Source organism: Azospirillum sp. B2RO_4 (genome assembly GCF_051124815.1).
Lineage (GTDB): Bacteria > Pseudomonadota > Alphaproteobacteria > Azospirillales > Azospirillaceae > Azospirillum.
Window position 1 is genome coordinate 671,236 of record NZ_CP118486.1, and the last position, 19,509, is coordinate 690,744.

At 67.5% G+C, this 19,509-nt stretch carries 19 protein-coding genes; 6 read left to right on the forward strand and 13 right to left on the reverse strand.

Going from position 1 to position 19,509, the window contains the following annotated elements:
* Nucleotides 1–33: 33 nt before the first annotated feature.
* The 11 genes from PWS46_RS17020 to PWS46_RS17070 all read right to left on the reverse strand — a co-directional run bounded on the left by PWS46_RS17020 (nucleotide 34) and on the right by PWS46_RS17070 (nucleotide 11,512).
* A complete protein-coding gene (locus tag PWS46_RS17020) occupies nucleotides 34–858 on the reverse strand; it encodes an ABC transporter ATP-binding protein (protein WP_434620646.1) in 825 nt (274 codons plus the stop codon).
* Nucleotides 859–897: 39 nt separating this feature from the next.
* The gene (locus tag PWS46_RS17025) at nucleotides 898–1,914 is read right to left on the reverse strand and encodes an ABC transporter substrate-binding protein (RefSeq protein ID WP_434620649.1); all 1,017 of its coding nucleotides are present in this window, start codon (nucleotides 1,912–1,914) and stop codon (nucleotides 898–900) included.
* 254 nt (nucleotides 1,915–2,168) lie between these two features.
* Nucleotides 2,169–2,978: an ABC transporter permease gene (locus tag PWS46_RS17030; protein ID WP_434620651.1), complete on the reverse strand. Its 810-nt coding sequence runs from the start codon at nucleotides 2,976–2,978 to the stop codon at nucleotides 2,169–2,171.
* A gap of 310 nt (nucleotides 2,979–3,288) precedes the next feature.
* The gene (locus PWS46_RS17035; protein ID WP_434620654.1) at nucleotides 3,289–3,429 is read right to left on the reverse strand and encodes a hypothetical protein; all 141 of its coding nucleotides are present in this window, start codon (nucleotides 3,427–3,429) and stop codon (nucleotides 3,289–3,291) included.
* Nucleotides 3,430–3,453: 24 nt separating this feature from the next.
* On the reverse strand, nucleotides 3,454–3,843 hold the full coding sequence (locus tag PWS46_RS17040) for a DUF983 domain-containing protein (RefSeq protein ID WP_434620657.1): 390 nt from the start codon (nucleotides 3,841–3,843) through the stop codon (nucleotides 3,454–3,456).
* A gap of 252 nt (nucleotides 3,844–4,095) precedes the next feature.
* Nucleotides 4,096–5,955: a right-handed parallel beta-helix repeat-containing protein gene (locus tag PWS46_RS17045; RefSeq protein ID WP_434620660.1), complete on the reverse strand. Its 1,860-nt coding sequence runs from the start codon at nucleotides 5,953–5,955 to the stop codon at nucleotides 4,096–4,098.
* A 357-nt stretch (nucleotides 5,956–6,312) separates the two neighbouring features.
* Complete coding sequence (locus PWS46_RS17050; RefSeq protein ID WP_434620663.1) at nucleotides 6,313–7,113, reverse strand: ABC transporter permease; 801 nt, start codon at nucleotides 7,111–7,113, stop codon at nucleotides 6,313–6,315.
* A complete protein-coding gene (locus tag PWS46_RS17055; protein ID WP_085082936.1) occupies nucleotides 7,110–8,039 on the reverse strand; it encodes an ABC transporter permease in 930 nt (309 codons plus the stop codon). Before PWS46_RS17055 ends, PWS46_RS17050 begins: the two co-directional genes overlap by 4 nt.
* Entirely contained in the window at nucleotides 8,036–9,112 is a 1,077-nt protein-coding gene (locus PWS46_RS17060) for an ABC transporter ATP-binding protein (RefSeq protein ID WP_434620667.1), read from the reverse strand. Before PWS46_RS17060 ends, PWS46_RS17055 begins: the two co-directional genes overlap by 4 nt.
* A gap of 148 nt (nucleotides 9,113–9,260) precedes the next feature.
* On the reverse strand, nucleotides 9,261–10,316 hold the full coding sequence (locus PWS46_RS17065; RefSeq protein WP_434620670.1) for an ABC transporter substrate-binding protein: 1,056 nt from the start codon (nucleotides 10,314–10,316) through the stop codon (nucleotides 9,261–9,263).
* Between the two features lie 242 nt (nucleotides 10,317–10,558).
* On the reverse strand, nucleotides 10,559–11,512 hold the full coding sequence (locus tag PWS46_RS17070; RefSeq protein WP_434620672.1) for a LysR substrate-binding domain-containing protein: 954 nt from the start codon (nucleotides 11,510–11,512) through the stop codon (nucleotides 10,559–10,561).
* A 500-nt stretch (nucleotides 11,513–12,012) separates the two neighbouring features.
* Here PWS46_RS17070 and PWS46_RS17075 point away from each other — a divergent pair, with 500 nt between their 5' ends.
* From PWS46_RS17075 to PWS46_RS17100, 6 genes are read left to right on the forward strand one after another with little or no spacing between them, the layout of a single operon-like run.
* Nucleotides 12,013–13,146 carry an NAD(P)/FAD-dependent oxidoreductase gene (locus tag PWS46_RS17075; protein ID WP_434620674.1) on the forward strand — a complete coding sequence of 378 codons (1,134 nt, stop codon included), beginning with the start codon at nucleotides 12,013–12,015 and terminating at the stop codon, nucleotides 13,144–13,146.
* A complete protein-coding gene (locus tag PWS46_RS17080; RefSeq protein WP_434620677.1) occupies nucleotides 13,127–13,429 on the forward strand; it encodes a (2Fe-2S)-binding protein in 303 nt (100 codons plus the stop codon). Before PWS46_RS17075 ends, PWS46_RS17080 begins: the two co-directional genes overlap by 20 nt.
* On the forward strand, nucleotides 13,426–14,889 hold the full coding sequence (locus tag PWS46_RS17085) for an FAD-dependent oxidoreductase (protein ID WP_434620680.1): 1,464 nt from the start codon (nucleotides 13,426–13,428) through the stop codon (nucleotides 14,887–14,889). Before PWS46_RS17080 ends, PWS46_RS17085 begins: the two co-directional genes overlap by 4 nt.
* A 14-nt stretch (nucleotides 14,890–14,903) precedes the next feature.
* Nucleotides 14,904–16,022, forward strand: a complete 1,119-nt coding sequence (locus PWS46_RS17090) for an NAD(P)/FAD-dependent oxidoreductase (RefSeq protein ID WP_434620683.1) — start codon at nucleotides 14,904–14,906, stop codon at nucleotides 16,020–16,022.
* Between the two features lie 19 nt (nucleotides 16,023–16,041).
* Entirely contained in the window at nucleotides 16,042–16,401 is a 360-nt protein-coding gene (locus tag PWS46_RS17095; protein WP_434620686.1) for a RidA family protein, read from the forward strand.
* Between the two features lie 53 nt (nucleotides 16,402–16,454).
* Entirely contained in the window at nucleotides 16,455–16,802 is a 348-nt protein-coding gene (locus tag PWS46_RS17100; protein WP_434620689.1) for a RidA family protein, read from the forward strand.
* A gap of 47 nt (nucleotides 16,803–16,849) precedes the next feature.
* Here PWS46_RS17100 and PWS46_RS17105 read toward each other — a convergent pair whose 3' ends face one another.
* Nucleotides 16,850–18,160: a four-carbon acid sugar kinase family protein gene (locus tag PWS46_RS17105; RefSeq protein WP_434620692.1), complete on the reverse strand. Its 1,311-nt coding sequence runs from the start codon at nucleotides 18,158–18,160 to the stop codon at nucleotides 16,850–16,852.
* A 5-nt stretch (nucleotides 18,161–18,165) separates the two neighbouring features.
* Complete coding sequence (locus PWS46_RS17110) at nucleotides 18,166–19,446, reverse strand: ribulose-bisphosphate carboxylase large subunit family protein (protein ID WP_434620695.1); 1,281 nt, start codon at nucleotides 19,444–19,446, stop codon at nucleotides 18,166–18,168.
* Between the last annotated feature and the right edge of the window lie 63 nt (nucleotides 19,447–19,509).

The window sequence follows — 19,509 nt, forward strand, 5'->3', positions numbered from 1 at the left end:
AAGTTCTTTCGGTGCCAGAGGGACTCTCGGCGCTTAATCCAGATGCCCCTGCGCCGCGAAATGCTTGCGGATGGTCTGTGTCAGCTGGATGAACACCGGGTCGCCCATGACGTCCAGCGTGCGCGGGCGCTCCAGCGGCACCTCGTAGGTGGCCGCGATGGTGCCCGGCCGTTCCGACATCACCATCACCCGGTCGGCCAGGAACACCGCCTCGGGGATGGAGTGGGTGATCAGGATCACCGTCTTGCCGGTCTCATGCTGGATGCGCTGCAACTCGACATTCATCCGTTCCCGCGTCATGGCGTCGAGCGCGCCGAACGGCTCGTCCATCAGCAGAATCTTCGGATCATGCACCAGCGCCCGGCACAGCGCGGCGCGCTGCTGCATGCCGCCCGACAGCTGCCATGGATATTTGTGCTCGAACCCCTTCAGCCCGGTCATCTCGACCAGCTTGTGGGCACGCTCCAGATAGCGCTCGCGCGGCAGGCGGCGGATTTCCACCGGCAGCATGATGTTGCGCAGCACCGACCGCCAGGCCAGCAGGGTCGGGCTCTGGAAGACGATGCCGGTGTCGTCGTGCGGCTCCGTCACCGTGTCGCCTTCGATCCGGATGGTGCCGCTGGTGACCGGCAGCAGCCCGGCCAGCATCTTCAGCAGGGTGGACTTGCCGCAGCCCGACGGTCCCACCACCACCAGGAACTCGCCCGGCCGCACGTCGAAGGTGATGGGGCGGAGCGACGGCACCTCGCCGTCGCGGGTGCGGTAGGTCTTGGTCACGCCGTCGATGCGGATCAGCGGCTCGCCGGACAGGCGCTGCGTTTCCGCCTCGCCCACCAGTTTCAACTGTGGCTGTGCCATGCTCTCCTCGTCGCTCCGTGCGGGCATGCTGCGGTCAAATCACTTGGCGGCGGCGTTCATCGCCTTGGCGGCCGGGTCGGGCGGCAGGAACTCGCGGGTGTAGAAGCGCTTGGGGTTCTCCTTGGCCGACTTGTCCAGCCCGCCATATTCGACCAGCAGATCGACCGTCTCCTTCATGTTGGCGTCGGTGACCTGGAACGGCCGCATCTTCTCCGTCTCCTTGGTGCGGTAGAGCGGGATGGTCAGCTCGAAGCCTTCCTGCAGCGTGTCGGGCTTGCCGCCCTTCGGGTTGGCCTTCAGGATGGCCGCCGCGGCCTCCTTCGGCGCCTTCTCGGCCTCTTCCACCGCCTTGGTGGTGGCGGCCATGAAGCGGCGGACGAGGTCGGGCTTCTCCTTCAGCGTTTCGGTGTTGGTGATGATGCCGGAGGAGACCATGTTGACGCCGTAATCGGCGAAGCGGATCGGCGTCACCGATTTGCCGGTGGCGTCCTTGATCTTCATGCTCTGGTCCATGACATAGCCCAGCAGCAGGTCGGCCTGACCGTTGATGACGGCGTTCAGCTTGGTCTGGGCGTCGCCCGACACCACCTCGAAATCACGTTCCTTCAGGCCGGTCTTCTTCAGGAACAGCGGCCAGATCTGGGACATGCTGTCGCCCGGCGTCATGGCGACGATCTTGCCCTTGATGTCCTCCGGCTTGCGGATGTTCTTGTCGGTGAAGCCCATCGCCGACATCGGGCTGGTCTGCAGCAGCACGCCCGGCGACACCACCGGCGCGCCCTTCATCGCCGCCTTGATCATGGTCGGCACGTCGACATAGCCGAAGGTGACCGCATTGCTGGCGACCAGCTGCGTCGTCACCGCCGATCCGCGGCCTTCCTGGATTTCCAGGTCGATGCCTTCGGCCTCGTACAGCCCCTTGTCCTTGCCGTAATAGAAGGGCGCGTGCTCGCCATAGACATACCAGTTCAGCATCAGCGTCACCTTGTCGGCGGCCTGCGCCGGCAAAGTGGAGGCGGCAAAGGCGCAGAGCGCCGCGACGATGGCTTTCTTCATCACGACCGGTGTCCTCCCATGGGTGGTGGATCGCCCCGTCGGCCGGCGGTGTCCGGCACCGGGGTTCTTGTCGATGAACGGGTTTCGGGACTACATCTTCAAAACTATGGTGTCGGATCGCATCGAGCGCGTTTCTCGACCGTCATTCCCGCGAAGGCGGGAATCCAGCCTTTTCAAGCGTTTGGACCGGTAGCCTGGATCCCCGCCTTCGCGGGGATGACGGCCGACAGTCGGGTCAAGAACTCACAAGCCTTTTACGCCGTCGGGCCGTACTTGTTGCGCTGGCTGGCGTGCCAGGGGATGGCGAAGCGTTCGACCACGTCGATGACCCAGAACAGCACGACGCCCATCAGCGCCAGCACGGTCAGCGCCGCGAACATCAGGGGAAGTTCGAAATTGCCGATGGAGCGTTGCAGGACGAAGCCGATGCCGGAGTTCGAGCCGACGAATTCGCCGACCACCGCCCCCACCACCGCCAGCGTGATGGACACCTTCAGCCCGGCGAAGATCGCCGGCAGCGCATGCGGCAGGCTGACCATCTGGAAGGTCTGCAAGCGCGAGGCCTTCATGGACCGCGCCAGATCCATCATCTCGCCATCCACCGACTTGAAGCCCTGGACCGCCGAGACGACGACCGGGAAGAAGCCCAGCAGGAAGGCGGCGATCACCTTCGGCATCAGGCCGAAGCCGAACCACACCACGAACAGCGGCGCGATGGCGACCTTGGGGATCGACTGCGAGAAGACCAGAAGCGGGTAGACATAGGCTTCCACCGTGCGCGATCCGGCGATCAGCATCGCGATGGGAATGCCGAACAGCACCGACAGCGCGAAGCCGCCCAGCGTCGCCGTGAATGTGGGCACGGATTCGGACAGCAGGCGCGGCCATTCGTCGATCATCGCCAGCACGACGTCGCCGGGCTTCGGCACCAGATAGGCGGGCACCCCGAACAGCCGGACCGCCAGATCCCACAGAACCAGCAGGATCGCGATCAGCAGGATGGGGCGGACCCAGTCGGAATTCAGCAGGCGCAACGCTGCGCCCGAGCGGGAGCGGGGTTCCATGCGTCTCCTCCGGCCGGCGGGCTCGGAGCGGCGGGTCGGCCGCAATGTTTTAACCGGCTGGTTAAAAGTACGGCCGACGGACCCCGGCGGTCAACACCGAAAATGGTGGTAACGGATGGTTCGTGATGGGGACGATTTGGACAATCAATGGATGGCGTTGCGGTGGGTGCTTTCCGAGGGGGGCCTCATGCCTTCCTGAACGCGCGGCACCGGCTCGCATCGGTCCCCGCCAAGACCCGGTCCAATCATGACAATAAGATCTCGATATCCGAGGTCTCGACCGTGGATCAGGCCTGTGTTCTGCGGGCGCTCACCGTCCGCTGGTTTCGCCGTTCTTCTTCGCTCGCTCCGCCTTCGCCTTATCGTGATGCCACTTGATGGCGAAGAACATGCCCGTGCCCAGCACGATGATCTTGAACGGGAAGAAGACCAAAGGGAACCAGTCGTACATTCTGAACATCTCCAGGCTATGACACTATCTATCGTCAGAAGAGCTGAAACGGGCTTCCTCGGCCTTGTAGACGTACTGGCTGGCCACCAGCCAACCCTTCAACGGCCGCAAGGGCGGAATGCAGGTCAGCAACAGGAAGGGCAGGGTCGTGACGAGGTGTACCCAGTAAGGGGCCTCGAACTTCACCTCGATCCAGAGAGCCAGGATGACCGTGGGAATGCAGGCGAAGCAGATGACGAAGAAGGCGGGGCCGTCGGCCGGATCGGCGTAGGAATAGTCCAGGCCACAGACCTCGCAGTGGGAGAGCAGCGTCAGGAAGCCGCTGAACAGATGCCCCTGGCCGCAGCGTGGGCAACGGCCACGCACGCCGGTGCCGAGCGGGGGAAGAGGCGGCCACTCCTGTTCGGATGACATCGCATGGTCCTTCCGGAAGCATTGTCTGCATGCAATGTGTAACCGTATGCTCCCAAGAGACCTACAATGTCAACCTAAATGCATGTAATATGCTCCCGACACTCATACAGTCATGGAAGACATGGCGGGTGCCCCGCGGCGCTGCCGGCAAGGCCGCAGCCACGGTCGCAGCCGCCGAGCGCGCCGTCCTCCAACGCGAACGGGCCGCCCGTCGCCGGGCGGCCCGCAATCAGCGCGCGATGTTAAGCCGGATCAGCCGATCAGGCCGATGTCGTGGGTCGGGATGTGGTCGAAGCCATGGGCGTAGACCGACGAATCCGACGACAGGCTGTAGTCGTGCGCGCCCGGATTGACGAAGCCCGGATCGACCATGGTCGATCCCTTGTCGTAGCCGGCCGCCTGCCATTCGCCCAGATTGCCCTTGCCGCCGCCGGCCATCACCTGCGGCCAGACGTCGAACATGTCCTGCGACGTGTTCAGGTGGCTGTAGAAGTTGTCGTGGATGTTGCCGACATTGGCCGGGCCGAAGATATGCACGGCGGTGCCGTCGCTGACGTCGACCACGTTGCCGGAGATGTCGTTGCCGCTCATCTCGTGACCCTTCCAGCCGCTCCAGCCGACCGGCTGCTGCAGGCCGATCTGGGCGCCGCTGTTGTCGGCGATGATGTTCTCGGTGACGCTGTTGTTCCAGCCGCCATGCAGGAACACGCCGCCGATGTTGCCGTGGACGAGGTTGCCCTTCACCGTGGCGCCGCTGGTCCAGTCGTCCAGATAGATGCCCCAGCTCGCCACCTGACCCGTCGGGTTGGTCGCGGTGGTGCCGGTCACCTCGTTGTTGACGACGACATGGCCGGTCAGGTCCTGCTGGCGGTTGATCAGGTAGATGCCGCCGCCGTCGTTCGAGTCCAGGTTGGCATCGACGACCTGATTGAAGGCGACCGTCACCCGGTGCGAGGCGTCGCTGCCGTCGGTCTGGACCGAGCCGACGGCGATGCCCTTCTCCGGCGAATGCTCGACCAGATTGTGCGTGACCTGCACGTCGGAACTGCCGAGCACCCAGATGCCGGCATCGCCGCGGCCGGCGGCGTTCGGGTGGCTGACGTGGTTGTCGGACACGACCGACGAATTGGAGCCGGCCTTCACATAGATGGCTTCGGCGCCGGTGCTCTCGAACTGGTTGCCGATCACCTTGCTGTCGGTGCTGTTCTGCACGGTGATGCCATAGCCGCCGCCCTTCACCTCGTTGTTGGCGAAGGTCAGGCCATTCGCCTTGTCGGCGAAGACATAGTGGCCGTTCGCGACGCCGTCGGTGAAGGTCAGCCCTTCGATGGTGACATGCTGGGCGCCGCTGACGCCGAAGGACACCGATGCCTGCGACCCGCCATGGATCACCGCCTTCTCGTTGCCGTAGCCGGTGAAGGTGACGCCGGAATCCTGGCCGGTCAGCCAGACCGGGTTGTTCAGGTGGTAATCGCCGCCGCGGACATAGGTGGTGTCGATGTCGCTCGACCGCATGGCGGTCTGCGCCTTCTGCAGCGAGGCGAAGGGACCGTCGGTGCCGTCGGCGTTCGGCGCGGCCAGCTTGCCCGACCAGCTGTCGTTGCCGTTGGTGGCGACGTAGAAGCCGGGGCCGGTCGGCTGCGGCACGCTCGGCGTCGGATCGGTGGACGGCGCCTCGCTGACCGGCGGGACGGGGGTCGGCGTGGTGGGGGCCGTCACGCTGTCCGCGGTGAAATAGCTCTTGTCGGCATCGACCACCAGCGCGCCGTTCCACCACATGCCGGCCTGCCCGTCGGCGACGTCATGGCCGTCCAGCGCGCCCTTGTCGTAGGTGACATGGTCGGCGGTCGGCAGGACCGATTTGCCGTTGATGGTGATCTCGTTGACGATCAGGTTGCGGTCGGTGCCGTGGAAGATGCCGTCATTGTCGTACTGGACCTGGACCTTGTGGCCCTGGTTCTCGGCGATGTCCGTCTTGAAGACGAAATCCTTGGCCGTGTCGCCCGTGGTGCCCTCACCGATCTTCTTGCCGTCGACCAGCAGGTTGAAATGCGCGTCGAGGGTCCCCTTCGCGTTCACGGTGATGGTCGAGTTCCCGGAGGTCGTGGCCATTGGTCCGTATCCTTAGGCGGTTGCGATGCGGCGCCACCATGGACAGACGGTTGGGGCATTGGTGAGGCATTTTTCCGGGATTCGGCGAATAAGGGGTAAATCCTGTTACTTTCCTGCGATCACTGGGCAATATCTGAAAATGGTTACCCAGCATAGGCGGTGATCGCCTCCACGATTGATGTAGGGGTAACTCTCCCGATGCCGGCCTATTGCTCGGACAAGTCGCGGTTCCACGACTTCATCTGTCACGAAATCTTTCCAGAAAGACAGAATCATTCACCGCAAAGAAAAACGCCCCGCACGCGGACGTGCGGGGCGCTCAAGTCTGGGGAGGAAACGCAGTAGAGAAAACCGGTCTCAGTCGCGGCCCTTGCCGACCAGCAGCCGCTCCAAGCCATAGAAGCGGTCGAGCACCAGCATGGCCGCCACGGTCAGGAAGATCAGCACCGCCGACACCGCCGCGACCAGCGGGTCGATGTTGTCCTGGATGTAGAGGAACAGGCGGACGGGCAGGGTGGTGGTCTCCGGCGAGGCGATGAAGACCGTCATCGTCACCTCGTCGAAGCTGTTGATGAAGGCCAGCACCCATCCGCTCGCCACGCCCGGCAGGATCAGCGGCAGCGTCACCCGGCGGAAGCAGGTCCAGGACGACGCGCCCAGCGACGCCGCCGCATTCTCCACCGCCCGGTCCATGCCGGTCGATGCCGCCAGGATCAGGCGCAGGGCGAAGGGCAGGATGATGATGACATGGCTCAGCACCAGCCCGGTGAAGGTGCCGCCCAGCCCGATCATGGTGAAGAAGCGCAGGAAGGCGATGCCGAGGACGATGTGCGGCACCATCAGCGGCGACAGGAACAGCGCCTGGATCGCCTCGCGTCCGAAGAACTGGTGGCGGGCGATGGCCAGCGCCGCCGGCACCGCCACCAGGATCGCCAGCGTCGACGACACCGCCCCCAGCAGCAGGCTGTCCTTGAAGGCGCGGATGAACTCCGGATTGTCGCCGATGGCGCGGAACCAGCGCAGCGACAGCCCCTCTGTCGGCAGCGACAGGTAGCCTTGCGAGGTGAAGGCCACCGCGCAGACGATGACGATCGGCGCCAGCAGGAAGCCCAGGAACAGGACGTGGAAGATCAGGGCGATCGGACCGTTGCGGTTCATTCGAACACCTGTTTGTAGCGACGTTCGACCAGCCGGTTGCAGCCGACGATGATGACGATGTTGGCGATCAGCAGCAGCACCGCCACCGTGGCACCCAGCGGCCAGTTCAGCGTGTTCAGGAACTCGTCATAGGCCAGCGTCGCCGCCACCTTCAGCCGCCGCCCGCCGATGATCGCCGGGGTGGCGAAGGCGCTGGCCGCCAGCGCGAAGACGATGATCGACCCCGACAGGATGCCCGGCACGATCTGCGGCAGCACCACCCGGCGCATCACCGTCAGCGGCCCGGCGCCCAGCGACAGCGCCGCATTCTCCACCTGCGGGTCGAGCCGCTGGAGCGAGGCCCACACCGACAGCACCATGAAGGGCACCAGCACATGGGTCAGCGCGATGACGACGCCGGTCTCCGTATACATGAACTCGATCGGCGTCGCGATCAGCCCCAGCCCCATCAGCCCCTGGTTGACCAGCCCGGTGGAGCCGAACAGCAGCGCCCAGCCCAGCGTGCGCGACACCACCGAGATCAGCAGCGGCCCCAGCACGATCAGCAGGCACAGGCCCCGCCACGGCGACTTCATCCGGCGCAGGATATAGGCCTCCGGCGCGCCGAACACCGCGCACAGCAGCGTCACCAGCGCTGCGATGCGGAAGGTGCGCAGAAACACCTCGTGGAAATAGTCGTCGGCGATGATGTCGGCATAGTTGCCGAGCTGCCAGACATTCTGGATGCCGCCATAGAAGCTGAAGCTGTTCAGCGACAACAGGAAGGTCATCACCAGCGGCACCAGCAGCAGCACCGCGCACAGCGCCAGCCCCGGCGCGCTCAGCAGATAGGGCGCCAGCGGCCAGCGGCGCCGGCGGCGCGGCGGCGGCGGCGCGGACGCCTGGGCGCCGGAAACCTGGGTTTCGGTGGAAGCCGCCATGCTCATGCCGCCTCCCGCACGCCGGAAGCCGCATCCGGATCGGCGGGCATCACCGCCATGTCCTGCGGGCGCCAGCCGACCATCACCCGCTCGCGCTCGGCGGGCAGGGGAGAGCCGTCATGCTGGCGGATCACCATCAGGCGGCCGGCGGCGGTCTCGATCTCGAACAGCCATTGCGTGCCCTGGAAGACGCGGGCCAGCACCGTGCCGCTCAAGCCTCCTGCATCGACGAAGCCGATCTTCTCCGGCCGCACCGCCAGCGCCCCCGGCCCCGCGGGCACCGGCTGCGACACCGGCCAGACGGAATCCGCCACGGTGATGACGGCGCCGCCGCCCGCACCGCTGCCGACCATTCCCGGCAGCAGGTTGGTGCGGCCCAGGAAATTGGCGACGAAGGCGTTGGCCGGCCGGTCGTAGGCTTCCTGCGGCGTCGCGACCTGCTGGATGCGTCCCTTGTTCATCACCACCACGCGGTCGGACAGCGCCATCGCCTCCGACTGGTCGTGGGTGACCAGGATCATGGTGGTGCCGACGGTGCGCTGGATGCGGCGCAGCTCGATCTGCATCTCCTCGCGCATCTTGGCGTCCAGGTTCGACAGCGGCTCGTCCAGCAGCAGCAGGCTCGGCTTGATGACCAGCGCCCGCGCCAGCGCCACACGCTGCTGCTGTCCGCCCGACATCCGCCGCGGGTGGCGGTCGCCATACTGCTCCAGCCCGACCAGCTTCAGCGCCTCGGCCACCATGCGCTCACGGTCGGCGCGGGCGATCTTCCGCATCTCCAGGCCGAAGGCGACATTCTCCGCCGCGGTCATGTGCGGGAACAGGGCATAGCTCTGGAAGACGATGCCCAGCCCGCGCTCGTTCGGCTTCTTCGCCAGCAGATCCTGGCCGTCCAGCGTCACCCGCCCGCCATCGGCGTCCAGGAAGCCGGCGATCATCTGCAAGGTGGTGGTCTTGCCGCAGCCCGACGGCCCCAGCAGCGAGATCAGTTCGCCCTTCTCCACCGTCAGCGAGACGCGATCGACCGCCGTCCAGTTTCCGAAGCGCTTGGTCAGTTGGTCGAGAACCAGATAAGCCATGCCGTCGTCTCCCTCTTCCCTTTATCTCCCTCTCCCCCGGAGAGGGTCGGGGTGAGGGGATGCACAAAGGGTGGATTCTCGAGAATCCTCTGCCGCGCGACCCTCCCCTAACCCTCTCCCCGGGGGGAGAGGGGATTAGCCCCTTACCTCAGCGCTCGATCTCGCGGGTCCAGCGACGGTTCCACTGCTCGCGGTTCTTGTTGATGGTGTCCCAATCCATCACCAGCAGCTTGCCGACCTGTTCCGGGCCATAGGGGATGCCGGCCTGCTTGTCGGCGGGCAGTTCCACCGTCTTGTTGACCGGGCCGAAACCGGCGTTGAGCGCCAGAGCCGTCTGCGCCTCCGCCCCCAGCATGTGCTGGATGAACTTCTGCGCCTCGGCGGCCTTGTCGCTGCCGGCGACCTGACAGGCGGCGGAGCCGAGCGCGACGCCGCCTTCCTTGGGATAGGTGAAGGTGGCGGGGAAGCCGGTGTCGGCCAGCGCCTTGGCCCGGCCCGACCCCCACACGGCGATGACCGCCTGGTTGCTCTGGAACAGCTCGGTCATCTTGCCCGGCGACGGCTCATAGGCCAGGACGTTGGGGTTGACCTTGTCCTTGAACTCCTTGAAGCCGGGCTCGATGTTGGCTTCGCCGCCGCCGTTCAGGCGGGCCATCATCACCAGCGCGTGCAGGCCGTAGGTGTTGTTGATCGGCGGAACCACCAGCTTCTTCTTGAAGCGCGGGTCCTCGATGTCCTTCCACGAGGTCGGGGCCGGGATCTTGTTCTCGTCGAAATACGCCTTGTTGTAGACGATGCCGGTGCCGACCACGCCGATGCTGACCGCCTTGCCCGACGGCATCTTCGCCAGATCATAGAGCTGGTCGTAGACCGGCGCCTTCTGCAGATCGGCGCAGAAATTCAGCGACACCGCCTGATACATCGGCCCATCGTCGAGGATGACGACGTCGATCTGCTGGTTGCCCTTCTGGGCCTGCAGCTTGGCGAGGTTGTCGGTGGAGTTGCCGGCGACATACTCGACCTTCACGCCCGTCGCCTTTTCGAAGGCCGGGATGATGTCCTTGCGCATGGTCTGCTCGTAGGAGCCGCCATAGGCGGCGACATAGAGCGTCTTGTCCTGGGCCTGGGCCGTCTGGACCGCGGCCATGCCGCACCACAGGGCCGCCGTCGCCATCAACCCGCACATCACGGAGCGCATCGTCATTCTCCTCTAGAGCCTGTTTCCCTGTTTGCGGTCCTGTTCACGATCCTGGGGAGCATCCGGGCCTGATCTTCAAATCCGGTCGCACTGCCGGTCCGGATCGCCGCTTTTACCGTCCCTCGTCTTGCCGTTCGCATGTCTGCGGGCTGTTTTTCAGGATGGTCGCGGCCAGGACTTGGGCCAAGGGTGATGGCCCAGTCACATAACCGTCAAATCGAATTCCCGCCATCATTCATCCACTAATGTTATAATTCCGTGCCGCGAACGAGTTGGTGGTCGTTTCCGGTGCCGCCGGTGCCGAGAAAATCGTCGCGGAAGCGCGTCGCCTCCTCCCTGAAGCCGGCCAGGAAGTCCTCGGCGATCATCGACAGCGGTACCTGGGCGGAGCGCAGGATGGCGATGTCGAAGCCGATGCGCGGTTCGAAGGCGCGGACGATCAGCCCGTGCGGGACGTAATCCTGGGCGGTGAAGGGATCGACGATGGACACGCCGTAGCCGGCCGCCACCATGGCGCAGGCGTTCATGGTCAACTGGGCCTCCACCCGCATCACCCGCGCCACGTCATGGTCGGCGAAGGCGGTGTCGATGCGGGAGCGCAGCAGGGCCGGCGGGGTGGTTGAAATGAAGCTCTCGCCTTCGAAGTCCTTCGGCACCAGGACATCCTTGGCGGCCAGCGGGTGGCCGGGCGGCAGGATGGCGACGGCCGGAATGCCATGGATCTTCTCGGTCACCACCGCCGCATGGTCGATGGGGGTGTGGGCGAAACCCAACTCGCATTGCCCGGTCGCCACCCAGTCGAGGATGATGGGGGAGGTGCTGCCACGCAGCGCGATGTCCACCCGCGGCCGCTCGGCGAGGAAGCGCGCGACGTAGCGCGGCAGGAACCCCACGCCCAGCGCCGGCATCGCCGCCACCCGCAATGCCCCGCTGCGCCGGGCGGTCAGGTCGCGCGCCGTCTGTTCGATCAGTTCCAGCCCGACGAAGGCGCGGTCCACCACCTGATAGAGCGAGATCGCCTCGCTGGTCGGCGCGATGCGAGGCCCCCGCCGTTCGAACAGAGTCAGCTTCAGCGCATATTGCAGGTCGCCGATCAGCCGGCTGACCGCCGGTTGCGAAATGTTCAGCAACTCCGCCGCCGCGGTGATGCCGCCGGTCAGCATCACCGCGCGGAAGGCCTCGATCTGGCGCGGATTTATCATGGCTGCCGCCCCATGGCGTTGGCTCTCCCGTTCACGATTCCGAGCTTTTCTCGGCCGTCATTCCCGCGAAGGCGGGAATCCAGCCGACGCAACAGGTGAACCGCGGAGTTTCCTGGATCCCCGCCTTCGCGGGGATGACGGCAGAGGATGGCCCCTGAACACTCACACCCCCCGGCGGACACATAACATTCGGTCATGAAACACCCCTTCGATCTGATTTGACAGTTATAGGTTGGCTGCCGATGCTGTCGCAAGGATCGAGGAGCGGCGGAGCGCCGCCGGGTAGAATCCCGCGGCGCTCCGCCAAAGAAAACCCTGCACTTCGCAATCCATCCATGTGTAACGCCGGCGGATCCGGCGTGCCTGAAATGATATGCGCGACATTCATAAGTATTCGGCACCGCATGGCTGTGCCAAATTCTGCGATGCGCGCCAAACGATAACGGCGGCGGCCGGTGCGCACGAAAAATGGTGCAGCGCCGGCGGCGGGAGTGGAGACGATGACGCAGCCCAGTCGGGGCGGAGAGTACGACGTCGCCGTGATCGGCGGCGGGCTGGTCGGATCGGCGCTGGCCTGGGGCCTCGCCCGGTCGGGCCAGAAGGTCGCGATGCTGGACGAGGGCGACATCGCCGTCCGCCCGTCGCGCGGCAACTTCGCCCTGGTTTGGGTCCAGGGCAAGGGTCTCGGCATGGCGGAATACGCCGGCTGGACCAAGCAATCCTCCGACGAGTGGGGCGGCTTCGCCGACCTGCTGCGCGAGCAGACCGGTCTCGACGTCGCCTACCGGCGCCCCGGCGGCTTCATGCCGATGCTGTCGGAAGAGGATCTGCAGGCCCGCGCCAACACCATGATGCGGCTGCACAACCAGCCCGACATGATCCCGTACCCCTACGAGGTGATGGACCGCGAGACCCTGCGCAAGGAGCTGCCCTTCATCGGCCCCGACGTGGTCGGCGGCACCTATTGCCCGCTGGACGGCCACTGCAACTCGCTGAGGCTGCTGCGCACCCTGCACAAGGGCATCGGCCTGCTCGGCGTCGATTACCGCCCCAACCACCGGGTGGAGACCATCGAGCATCGCGACGGCGGCTTCCGCATGAACACCGCGGCCGGGGAAGTCCGCGCGGGCAAGATCGTGCTGGCCGCCGGCCATGACAGCGCCCGGCTGGCGCCGATGGTCGGGCTGTCGGCCCCCGTCCGCCCCCAGCGCGGCCATGTCATCGTCACCGAGAAGACGGCGCCCTTCCTGCACCACCCCACCGTCTATGTCCGCCAGACCGACGAAGGCGGGGTGATGATCGGCGACAGCTTCGAGGAAGTCGGCTTCGACACCACGCTGCAGCCCGGCATATCGTCGGCCATCGCCCAGCGCGCCATCCGCTTCTTCCCGCTGCTGGGCAAGCTGAACGTGGTGCGCAGCTGGGCGGCCTTGCGCGTGCTGACGCCGGACGGCTTCCCGATCTACGAGGAATCGACGACCGCGCCCGGCGCCTTCGTCGCCACCTGCCACAGCGGCGTCACCCTTGCCGCCAACCATGCGCTGACGCTGGCGCCGCTGATCGCGGCCGGCGGCCTCGGCGACCGCTTCAAGCCCTTCAGCGCCCGGAGGTTCCATGTTCCGCAGGCTGCCTGAGATCGAAACCGCTTCCCCTACAGTTTCCTTCACCATCGACGGCCGCCCGGCCAGCGCACGGGCCGGCGACAGCGTCGCCGCCGCCCTGCTGGCGAACGGCGTCACCGCCTGCCGCAACACGCCCGTCAGCGGTGCCGCGCGCGGTCCCTACTGCATGATGGGCGTCTGCTTCGACTGCCTCGTCACCATCGACGGCACCGGCAACCGCCAGGGCTGCCAGATCCGGGTAGCCGCCGGCATGGCGGTGGAAACCCAGAACGGCAAGCGCGAGGTGGAGCGGTGAGCCCCCCCAATTCCAAGTTTGACTTCGACATCGCCGTCGTCGGTTCCGGCCCGGCCGGCCTCGCCGCCGCCGCGCTGGCCGCGTCCAAGGGCGCGTCGGTCGTCCTGCTCGACGAGCAGGCGGAGCCGGGCGGCCAGATCTACCGCGCCGTCACCGAAACCCCGGTGCGCGACCGCAAGGTGCTCGGCCCGGACTATTGGCATGGCGCCGAGCTGCTGGGTCCGCTGCGCGACAGCGGCGCAGCCCACTGGCCGGGCACCACGGTGTGGAGTATTGCCCGCCCGCGCGAGGACGCCGCCGACGGCTCCCGTCCCATCCAGATCGGCCTGTCGCGCAATGGCGCGGCCTCCATGCTGACCGTGCGCCACGTCATCCTGGCGACCGGCGCGCTTGAGCGTCCCTTCCCGATCCCCGGCTGGACCCTGCCGGGCGTGCTGGGCGCCGGTGCGGCGCAGGTGTTGCTGAAGACCTCCGGCCTCGTGCCGTCGGGCGCCACGGTGATGGCGGGCAGCGGCCCGCTGCTCTGGCTGCTCGCCTGGCAGTATCTCCAGGCCGGCGCCCGCATCGACGCCATTCTCGACACCACGCCGAAGGAGAACTGGCGCGCCGCCCTGCCGCTGCTGCCGGGATTCCTGCGTTCGCCCTATTGGGCCAAGGGCATGAAGCTGATGCTCGACGTGCGGCGCAAGCTGACCGTCATCGGCAACGTCACCGCTCTGCGCGCCGAAAGCGCCATCGGTAGTGATGGCGCCCTCAAAAGCGTCGTCTACACCCGCAACGGCGCCGAACACCGGTTGCCCGCCGACACGCTCCTGCTGCATCAGGGGGTCATCCCCAACCTGAACCTCGCCAACGCCACCGGCTGCGCCCAGCGCTGGGACGATCAGCAGCGCTGCTGGCGCCCGACCACCGACGCGTGGGGCGCCACCTCGGTCGAGGGCGTGTCGCTGGCCGGCGACGGCGCCGGCATCGGCGGCGCCCGCGCGGCGGAGGAGGCCGGCCGTCTGACGGCGCTCGACGCATTGTACCGGCTGGGCCGCATCGGGCGGGAGCAGCGCGACCAGTCCGCCGCCCCCTTCCGCGCCGCGCTCGACCGCGCGCTGACCGGCCGCGCCTTCCTCGACACGCTCTACACCCCGGCGGAAGCCTTCCGCGTGCCGGCCGACGACACCATCGTCTGCCGCTGCGAGGAGATCACCGCCGGCGCGGTGCGCGAGGCGGTGCGGCTGGGCTGTTCCGGCCCCAATCAGGCCAAGAGCTTCCTGCGCTGCGGCATGGGTCCGTGCCAGGGCCGGCTCTGCGGCCCGACGGTGACCGAGGTCATCGCGGCGGAACGCGGCGTCTCCCCGGCGGAGGTCGGCTATTACCGGCTGCGCCCGCCGGTGAAGCCGATCACGCTGGCCGAGCTGGCAGCATTGCCGAAGACCGACGCCGACATCGACGCCGTGTTCAAGCACTGACGCGGAGGCGCCCGATGACCGCAATCTCTCCGGACGTCATCGTCATCGGCGGCGGCCTGCACGGCTGCTCCGCCGCCCTGCACCTGTCGATGCGCGGCGTGCGCGTGCTGGTTCTGGAGAAGGACCATGTCGCCCGCCACGCCTCCGGCGTCAATGCGGGCGGCGTGCGCCAGCTCGGCCGCCATGTCGCGGAGGTGCCGCTGTCCATCGCCTCGATGGCGCTGTGGCACGGCATCCGCGATCTGGTGGACGACGATTGCGGCTTCGAAAGCCACGGCCAGATCAAGGTGGCGGAGACGGAGGCGGAGCTTGAGACGGTGCGCGCCCGCGTCGCCGAACTGAACGCGCTGGGCTTCACCCACGAGGAGGAGATCGGCCGGGACGAGCTGCGGTCGCTGGTGCCGGCCATCGCCGACCATTGCGTCGGAGCGCTGGTATCGCGCGGCGACGGCGCGGCGATCCCCTTCCGCACCACCTTCGCCTTCCGCCGCAAGGCCATCGCGCTCGGCGCCCGCTTCCAGGAGGGTGGCGCCGTGACGCGCCTGACCCGCCAGGGCGGCCTGTGGACCGTCGAAACCGCCGATGGCGGCCGCTTCGAGGCCCCGGTCGTGGTCAACGCCGCCGGCGCCTGGGCCGACCGCATCGCGGCGCAGGTGGGGGAGCCGGTGCCCTTGGAGGTCATCGCGCCGATGCTGATGATCACCGCCCGCGTCGCCCCCTTCATCAAGCCGGTGGTCGGCGCCACCGGCCGCACCCTGTCCTTCAAGCAGTTCCCGAACGGCACCGTGCTGATCGGCGGCGGGTTGCTCGGCCGGGCGGTGCGCGACGAGAACCGGACGGAGCTGGACTTCTCGCAGGTGTCGGTGAATGCCCGCACGGTCTGGGACCTGTTCCCGTGCATGCGCGGCGCCACCATCGTCCGCTCCTGGGCGGGGATCGAGGCGCGGATGCCGGACCAGATCCCGGTGATCGGCCCCAGCGGCACCGAACCGGACCTCTACCATTCCTTCGGCTTCTCGGCGCACGGCTTCCAGCTCGGCCCCATCGTCGGGCGCATCACCGCCGACCTCATCACCGCCGGGTCCACCGACCTGCCCATCGACCCCTTCCGCATCGGCCGCTTCGCCGCCTGACCCCTTGGAGCATCCTCCCGTGACGATCCAGCGTTTCCACCCGACCCCGCGCCTTTGCGACATGGTCATCCACAAGGACACCGTCTATCTCGCCGGCCAGATCGCCAGCGAAGATATGGGCGACGGCTCCACCACCGTCGAGGCGCAGACCCGCGACGTGCTGCGCCAGATCGACGCCCTGCTGGCAGAGGCCGGCACGTCGAAGAGCAGCATCCTGACCGCCACCGTCTATCTCGCCGACATCGCCACCTTCGCGGAGATGAACGCCGCCTGGGACGCCTGGGTCGACAAGGCCAACCCGCCGGCCCGCGCGACCGTGGAGGCGAAACTCGCCGACCCGTCGATCCTGGTCGAGATCGTCGTCGTCGCCGGCCTCTGACCTTTCGCTTTCAAAAAGTCCTCTCCCTTTAAAAAACCAAGGAGCAGTTCCCCGTGATCAAGCGCATCGAGAAGACCAAGATCATGCACCGCGTCGTCGTCAGCAACGGCACGGCCTATCTCGGCGGCATCATCGCCGACGACGTCAGCGTTGGCATGGGCGGCCAGGTCACGCAGATCTGCGGCAAGCTCGACCAGGTTCTGGCGATGGCCGGCAGCGACAAGACGAAGCTGCTGTCCGCCCAGCTCTTCATCACCAACATGGGCCTGAAGGACGAGATGAACGACGCGTGGCTGTCCTGGCTGGACGGCAACGACCTGCCGGCCCGCGCCACCATCGGCGTCGCCGACCTCGGCAAGCCGGAAATCCTGATCGAAGTGGTCGTCACCGCCGCCGTGTGACCCTTCCACAACGGCGGAAGATCCCCTCTCCCCCCCCGGGGAGAGGGTTAGGGTGAGGGGGAAAGCAACCGCTCGAACAGGTCCTCGCCGCCCATCTGCCCGCCCTTCAGCATCAGCTCCAGCCCATCGGCCGCAGGGTCGTCGGCATGGGTGCGGCTGACGGTGACGCCCGGCGCCAGCGTACAGCGGTAGGACAGCCCCCAGCACCCCAGCGCCCGCACCGCGAGGCTGGAGGTATCCCCGCCGGCGATCCCCACCCGGCGCAGAGCCACCCGCCGCAGCACCGCCGCGACGAACTCCGCCGTCGCCGCCGCGACCCGTCCGGCCTGCGCGGTGTCCGCCGTCCCCGCCTCCGCCGGCGCGGTCCAGACCAGCGTATGGCGCCCGGCGCGCAGCGACGCCGCCACCTCTCCCAACAACGCCTCCGCATAGCCGGCATCCGCACACAGCGCCGCCGCGTCGGCCTGGATGCGCGTGTAGGACTCCGCCGCCTCGACCTGCCGCCGCGTCACCGGAGACAGGCTGCCCGCCATCACGAACACCGGCCTGTCCGCCGCCGACAACGGCACCTCCTCCGCCCCGGCACCCGAGCCGGCGCTCCAATGCGCCACCAGCGCCTGCGCCACGCTGCTCGGGCCCATCGCCAGCAAAGGCTCGCGTTCGGCCCGCTCCCAGATCAGCCGCCCAATGACGGCCAGATCCTCACTGCGCGACACGTCCAGCAGCACCGCCGGCGCTCCCTCCGCCAGCCGCCCGTCCAGCGCCTTGCCATCCAGCCCATAATCCGGAAAATGCAGTGCCGCCATCCCCTCCAGCCCTTGCTCCGCGAGGTGCCGCCGCAGGTCGGCTTCCGCCATCGGGGTGACGGGATGGACGCTCATCGTCGGGTGGCGGTCGATGCGATGGACGGTGCCGCCGGTCCCCGCCGCGGCGAACAGCGTGCTGAACAGGCAATAGCGCCCGATGTTCGGCTGCCCGCCCACCATCGGCCGGAAGCGGTTGGGAAAATGCGGCGCCAGCGTCCGCACCGCCTCGCCGATGCTGCCGACTTGGGGCCCGCTGTCGAAGGTGGAGCAGCACTTGTAATGCATCACCGCCACGCCAAGCGCCGCGAAGAAGCGCCCGACCGGCTCCAACTCCGCCCGCATCGCGTCCGGCGCCATGCTGCGCGCCGCCCCGGCGATCCCCACCGCGTCGAGCGGCCCCCCAGCGTCCATCTGGGCTTCTCCCAGCCGGGCGACGTCCGGCACGTCGAGGAACAGCAGCGCCCGCTGCCCGGCCTTCGCCAAGGCGGCCAGCGTGTCGGTCGCCCCGGTGAAGTCGTCGCCGTACCAGCCGAGCCTCGGTCCCGCCGCCATCGCTTTCAGCCCTTCTTGCCGAAGAAGTCCAGCGACCGCCGCAGCTCCGGCAGCGCCAAAGCCGCCTCATCCAGGCTCCGCCCGGCCCGCACGGCGTCCCAGGCCTGCCGGATGCTCAGCACGCCGGCCGCCGGCCCGTCGGGATGGGCCATGATGCCGCCGCCGGACATGAACATCAGGTCCGCCGTCCCCACCGCCTCCCAGGTGACCGGCACCGTGCCGGCCCATTGCCCGGAGGAGAAGGCCGGCATCACGGCGTCACTCATATCCGACGCATCCGCCGCCAGCGGCGCCAGACAGGCGCGCGCCCCCTCGATCACCTCTTCGTCCGGCTGCGCGAACTTGCCGTTCAGGCCGTGGACATGCATGTGGTCCACCCCCGCCAGCCGCCACAGCGCCTGATAGGCGTCGAAGCCGATGCCGAGCAGCGGATGCCGCGACAGCGCGCCGAAGCCGTTGCGGTGGCCGTGTAGCGCCAGCCCGCTGTGCCGGCGCAAGGTCTGCACCGCCGAATAACCGCACCAGTTCAGGCTGACCATGATGCAGGACCCGCCCTCGCGTTCCACCAGATCGGCGTGACGGCGCATGGCGTCGGTTTCGTCGGTGATGTTGAAGGCGACCATCACATGCTTGCCGGTGCGGTCCTGGTGGCGGCGCACCCGGTCCATCACCGCCGGAATCCGCTGGGCCAGCGGCGCATGGGCCGGATCGGCGCAGATCTCGTCGTCCTTGATGAAGTCCAGCCCGGCGGCGCACAGCGTGCCGACCAGCTCGCCGGTCTCCTCCGCCGACAGCCCGACATTCGGCTTGATGATGGAGCCGACCAGCGGCCCGTCCGCCACCCCGGTCAGCCGCCGCGTGCCGGCGACGCCGTGGCGCGGCAGGTCGAACTGCGCGCGGTAGGCCTGCGGAATGCGCAAGCTCTCCAGCCGCAGCCCCGTCACCTCGCCCAGATCATACAGATTGCCCGCCACCGTCGCCGCCAGCGTGGCCAAGTTGGCGCCGATGTTGACGGTGGGGAAGGAGATGGTAACGCGCGCCCGCTGCCAGGGCCCTGGATTGCGCTGGCGTTCCAGCCATGTATTCGGCAGGGCAGGGGCGTCGGCGACGTCCAGCTTCTCGACGGATTCGACGATGGCGCGGGCGCGGGCGCGCAGGTCGTCGGTCTCGCCATGGACGCGGGTGAAGGTGCCGCAGGACTGCTCCCCCGCCATCACCTCCGCTACCTTGGCCGGGGCGAGGGGGGTTTCGATCAGATAGGTGGCTTCGATGCGGTCGGCGTGCATGGGGAGCGCCTTTTAATTAGGTGAAGTGCTGCTGCCTCTTGCCCCCACCCCAGCCCTCCCCCG

Bases quoted from the DNA above. Each gene is read 5' to 3' on its own strand.
- PWS46_RS17020 (WP_434620646.1), bottom strand. From the start codon at position 858: ATGGCACAGCCACAGTTGAAACTGGTGGGCGAGGCGGAAACGCAGCGC.
- PWS46_RS17025 (WP_434620649.1), bottom strand. From the start codon at position 1,914: ATGAAGAAAGCCATCGTCGCGGCGCTCTGCGCCTTTGCCGCCTCCACT.
- PWS46_RS17030 (WP_434620651.1), bottom strand. From the start codon at position 2,978: ATGGAACCCCGCTCCCGCTCGGGCGCAGCGTTGCGCCTGCTGAATTCC.
- PWS46_RS17035 (WP_434620654.1), bottom strand. From the start codon at position 3,429: ATGTACGACTGGTTCCCTTTGGTCTTCTTCCCGTTCAAGATCATCGTG.
- PWS46_RS17040 (WP_434620657.1), bottom strand. From the start codon at position 3,843: ATGTCATCCGAACAGGAGTGGCCGCCTCTTCCCCCGCTCGGCACCGGC.
- PWS46_RS17045 (WP_434620660.1), bottom strand. From the start codon at position 5,955: ATGGCCACGACCTCCGGGAACTCGACCATCACCGTGAACGCGAAGGGG.
- PWS46_RS17050 (WP_434620663.1), bottom strand. From the start codon at position 7,113: ATGAACCGCAACGGTCCGATCGCCCTGATCTTCCACGTCCTGTTCCTG.
- PWS46_RS17055 (WP_085082936.1), bottom strand. From the start codon at position 8,039: ATGAGCATGGCGGCTTCCACCGAAACCCAGGTTTCCGGCGCCCAGGCG.
- PWS46_RS17060 (WP_434620667.1), bottom strand. From the start codon at position 9,112: ATGGCTTATCTGGTTCTCGACCAACTGACCAAGCGCTTCGGAAACTGG.
- PWS46_RS17065 (WP_434620670.1), bottom strand. From the start codon at position 10,316: ATGACGATGCGCTCCGTGATGTGCGGGTTGATGGCGACGGCGGCCCTG.
- PWS46_RS17070 (WP_434620672.1), bottom strand. From the start codon at position 11,512: ATGATAAATCCGCGCCAGATCGAGGCCTTCCGCGCGGTGATGCTGACC.
- PWS46_RS17075 (WP_434620674.1), top strand. From the start codon at position 12,013: ATGACGCAGCCCAGTCGGGGCGGAGAGTACGACGTCGCCGTGATCGGC.
- PWS46_RS17080 (WP_434620677.1), top strand. From the start codon at position 13,127: ATGTTCCGCAGGCTGCCTGAGATCGAAACCGCTTCCCCTACAGTTTCC.
- PWS46_RS17090 (WP_434620683.1), top strand. From the start codon at position 14,904: ATGACCGCAATCTCTCCGGACGTCATCGTCATCGGCGGCGGCCTGCAC.
- PWS46_RS17105 (WP_434620692.1), bottom strand. From the start codon at position 18,160: ATGGCGGCGGGACCGAGGCTCGGCTGGTACGGCGACGACTTCACCGGG.
- PWS46_RS17110 (WP_434620695.1), bottom strand. From the start codon at position 19,446: ATGCACGCCGACCGCATCGAAGCCACCTATCTGATCGAAACCCCCCTC.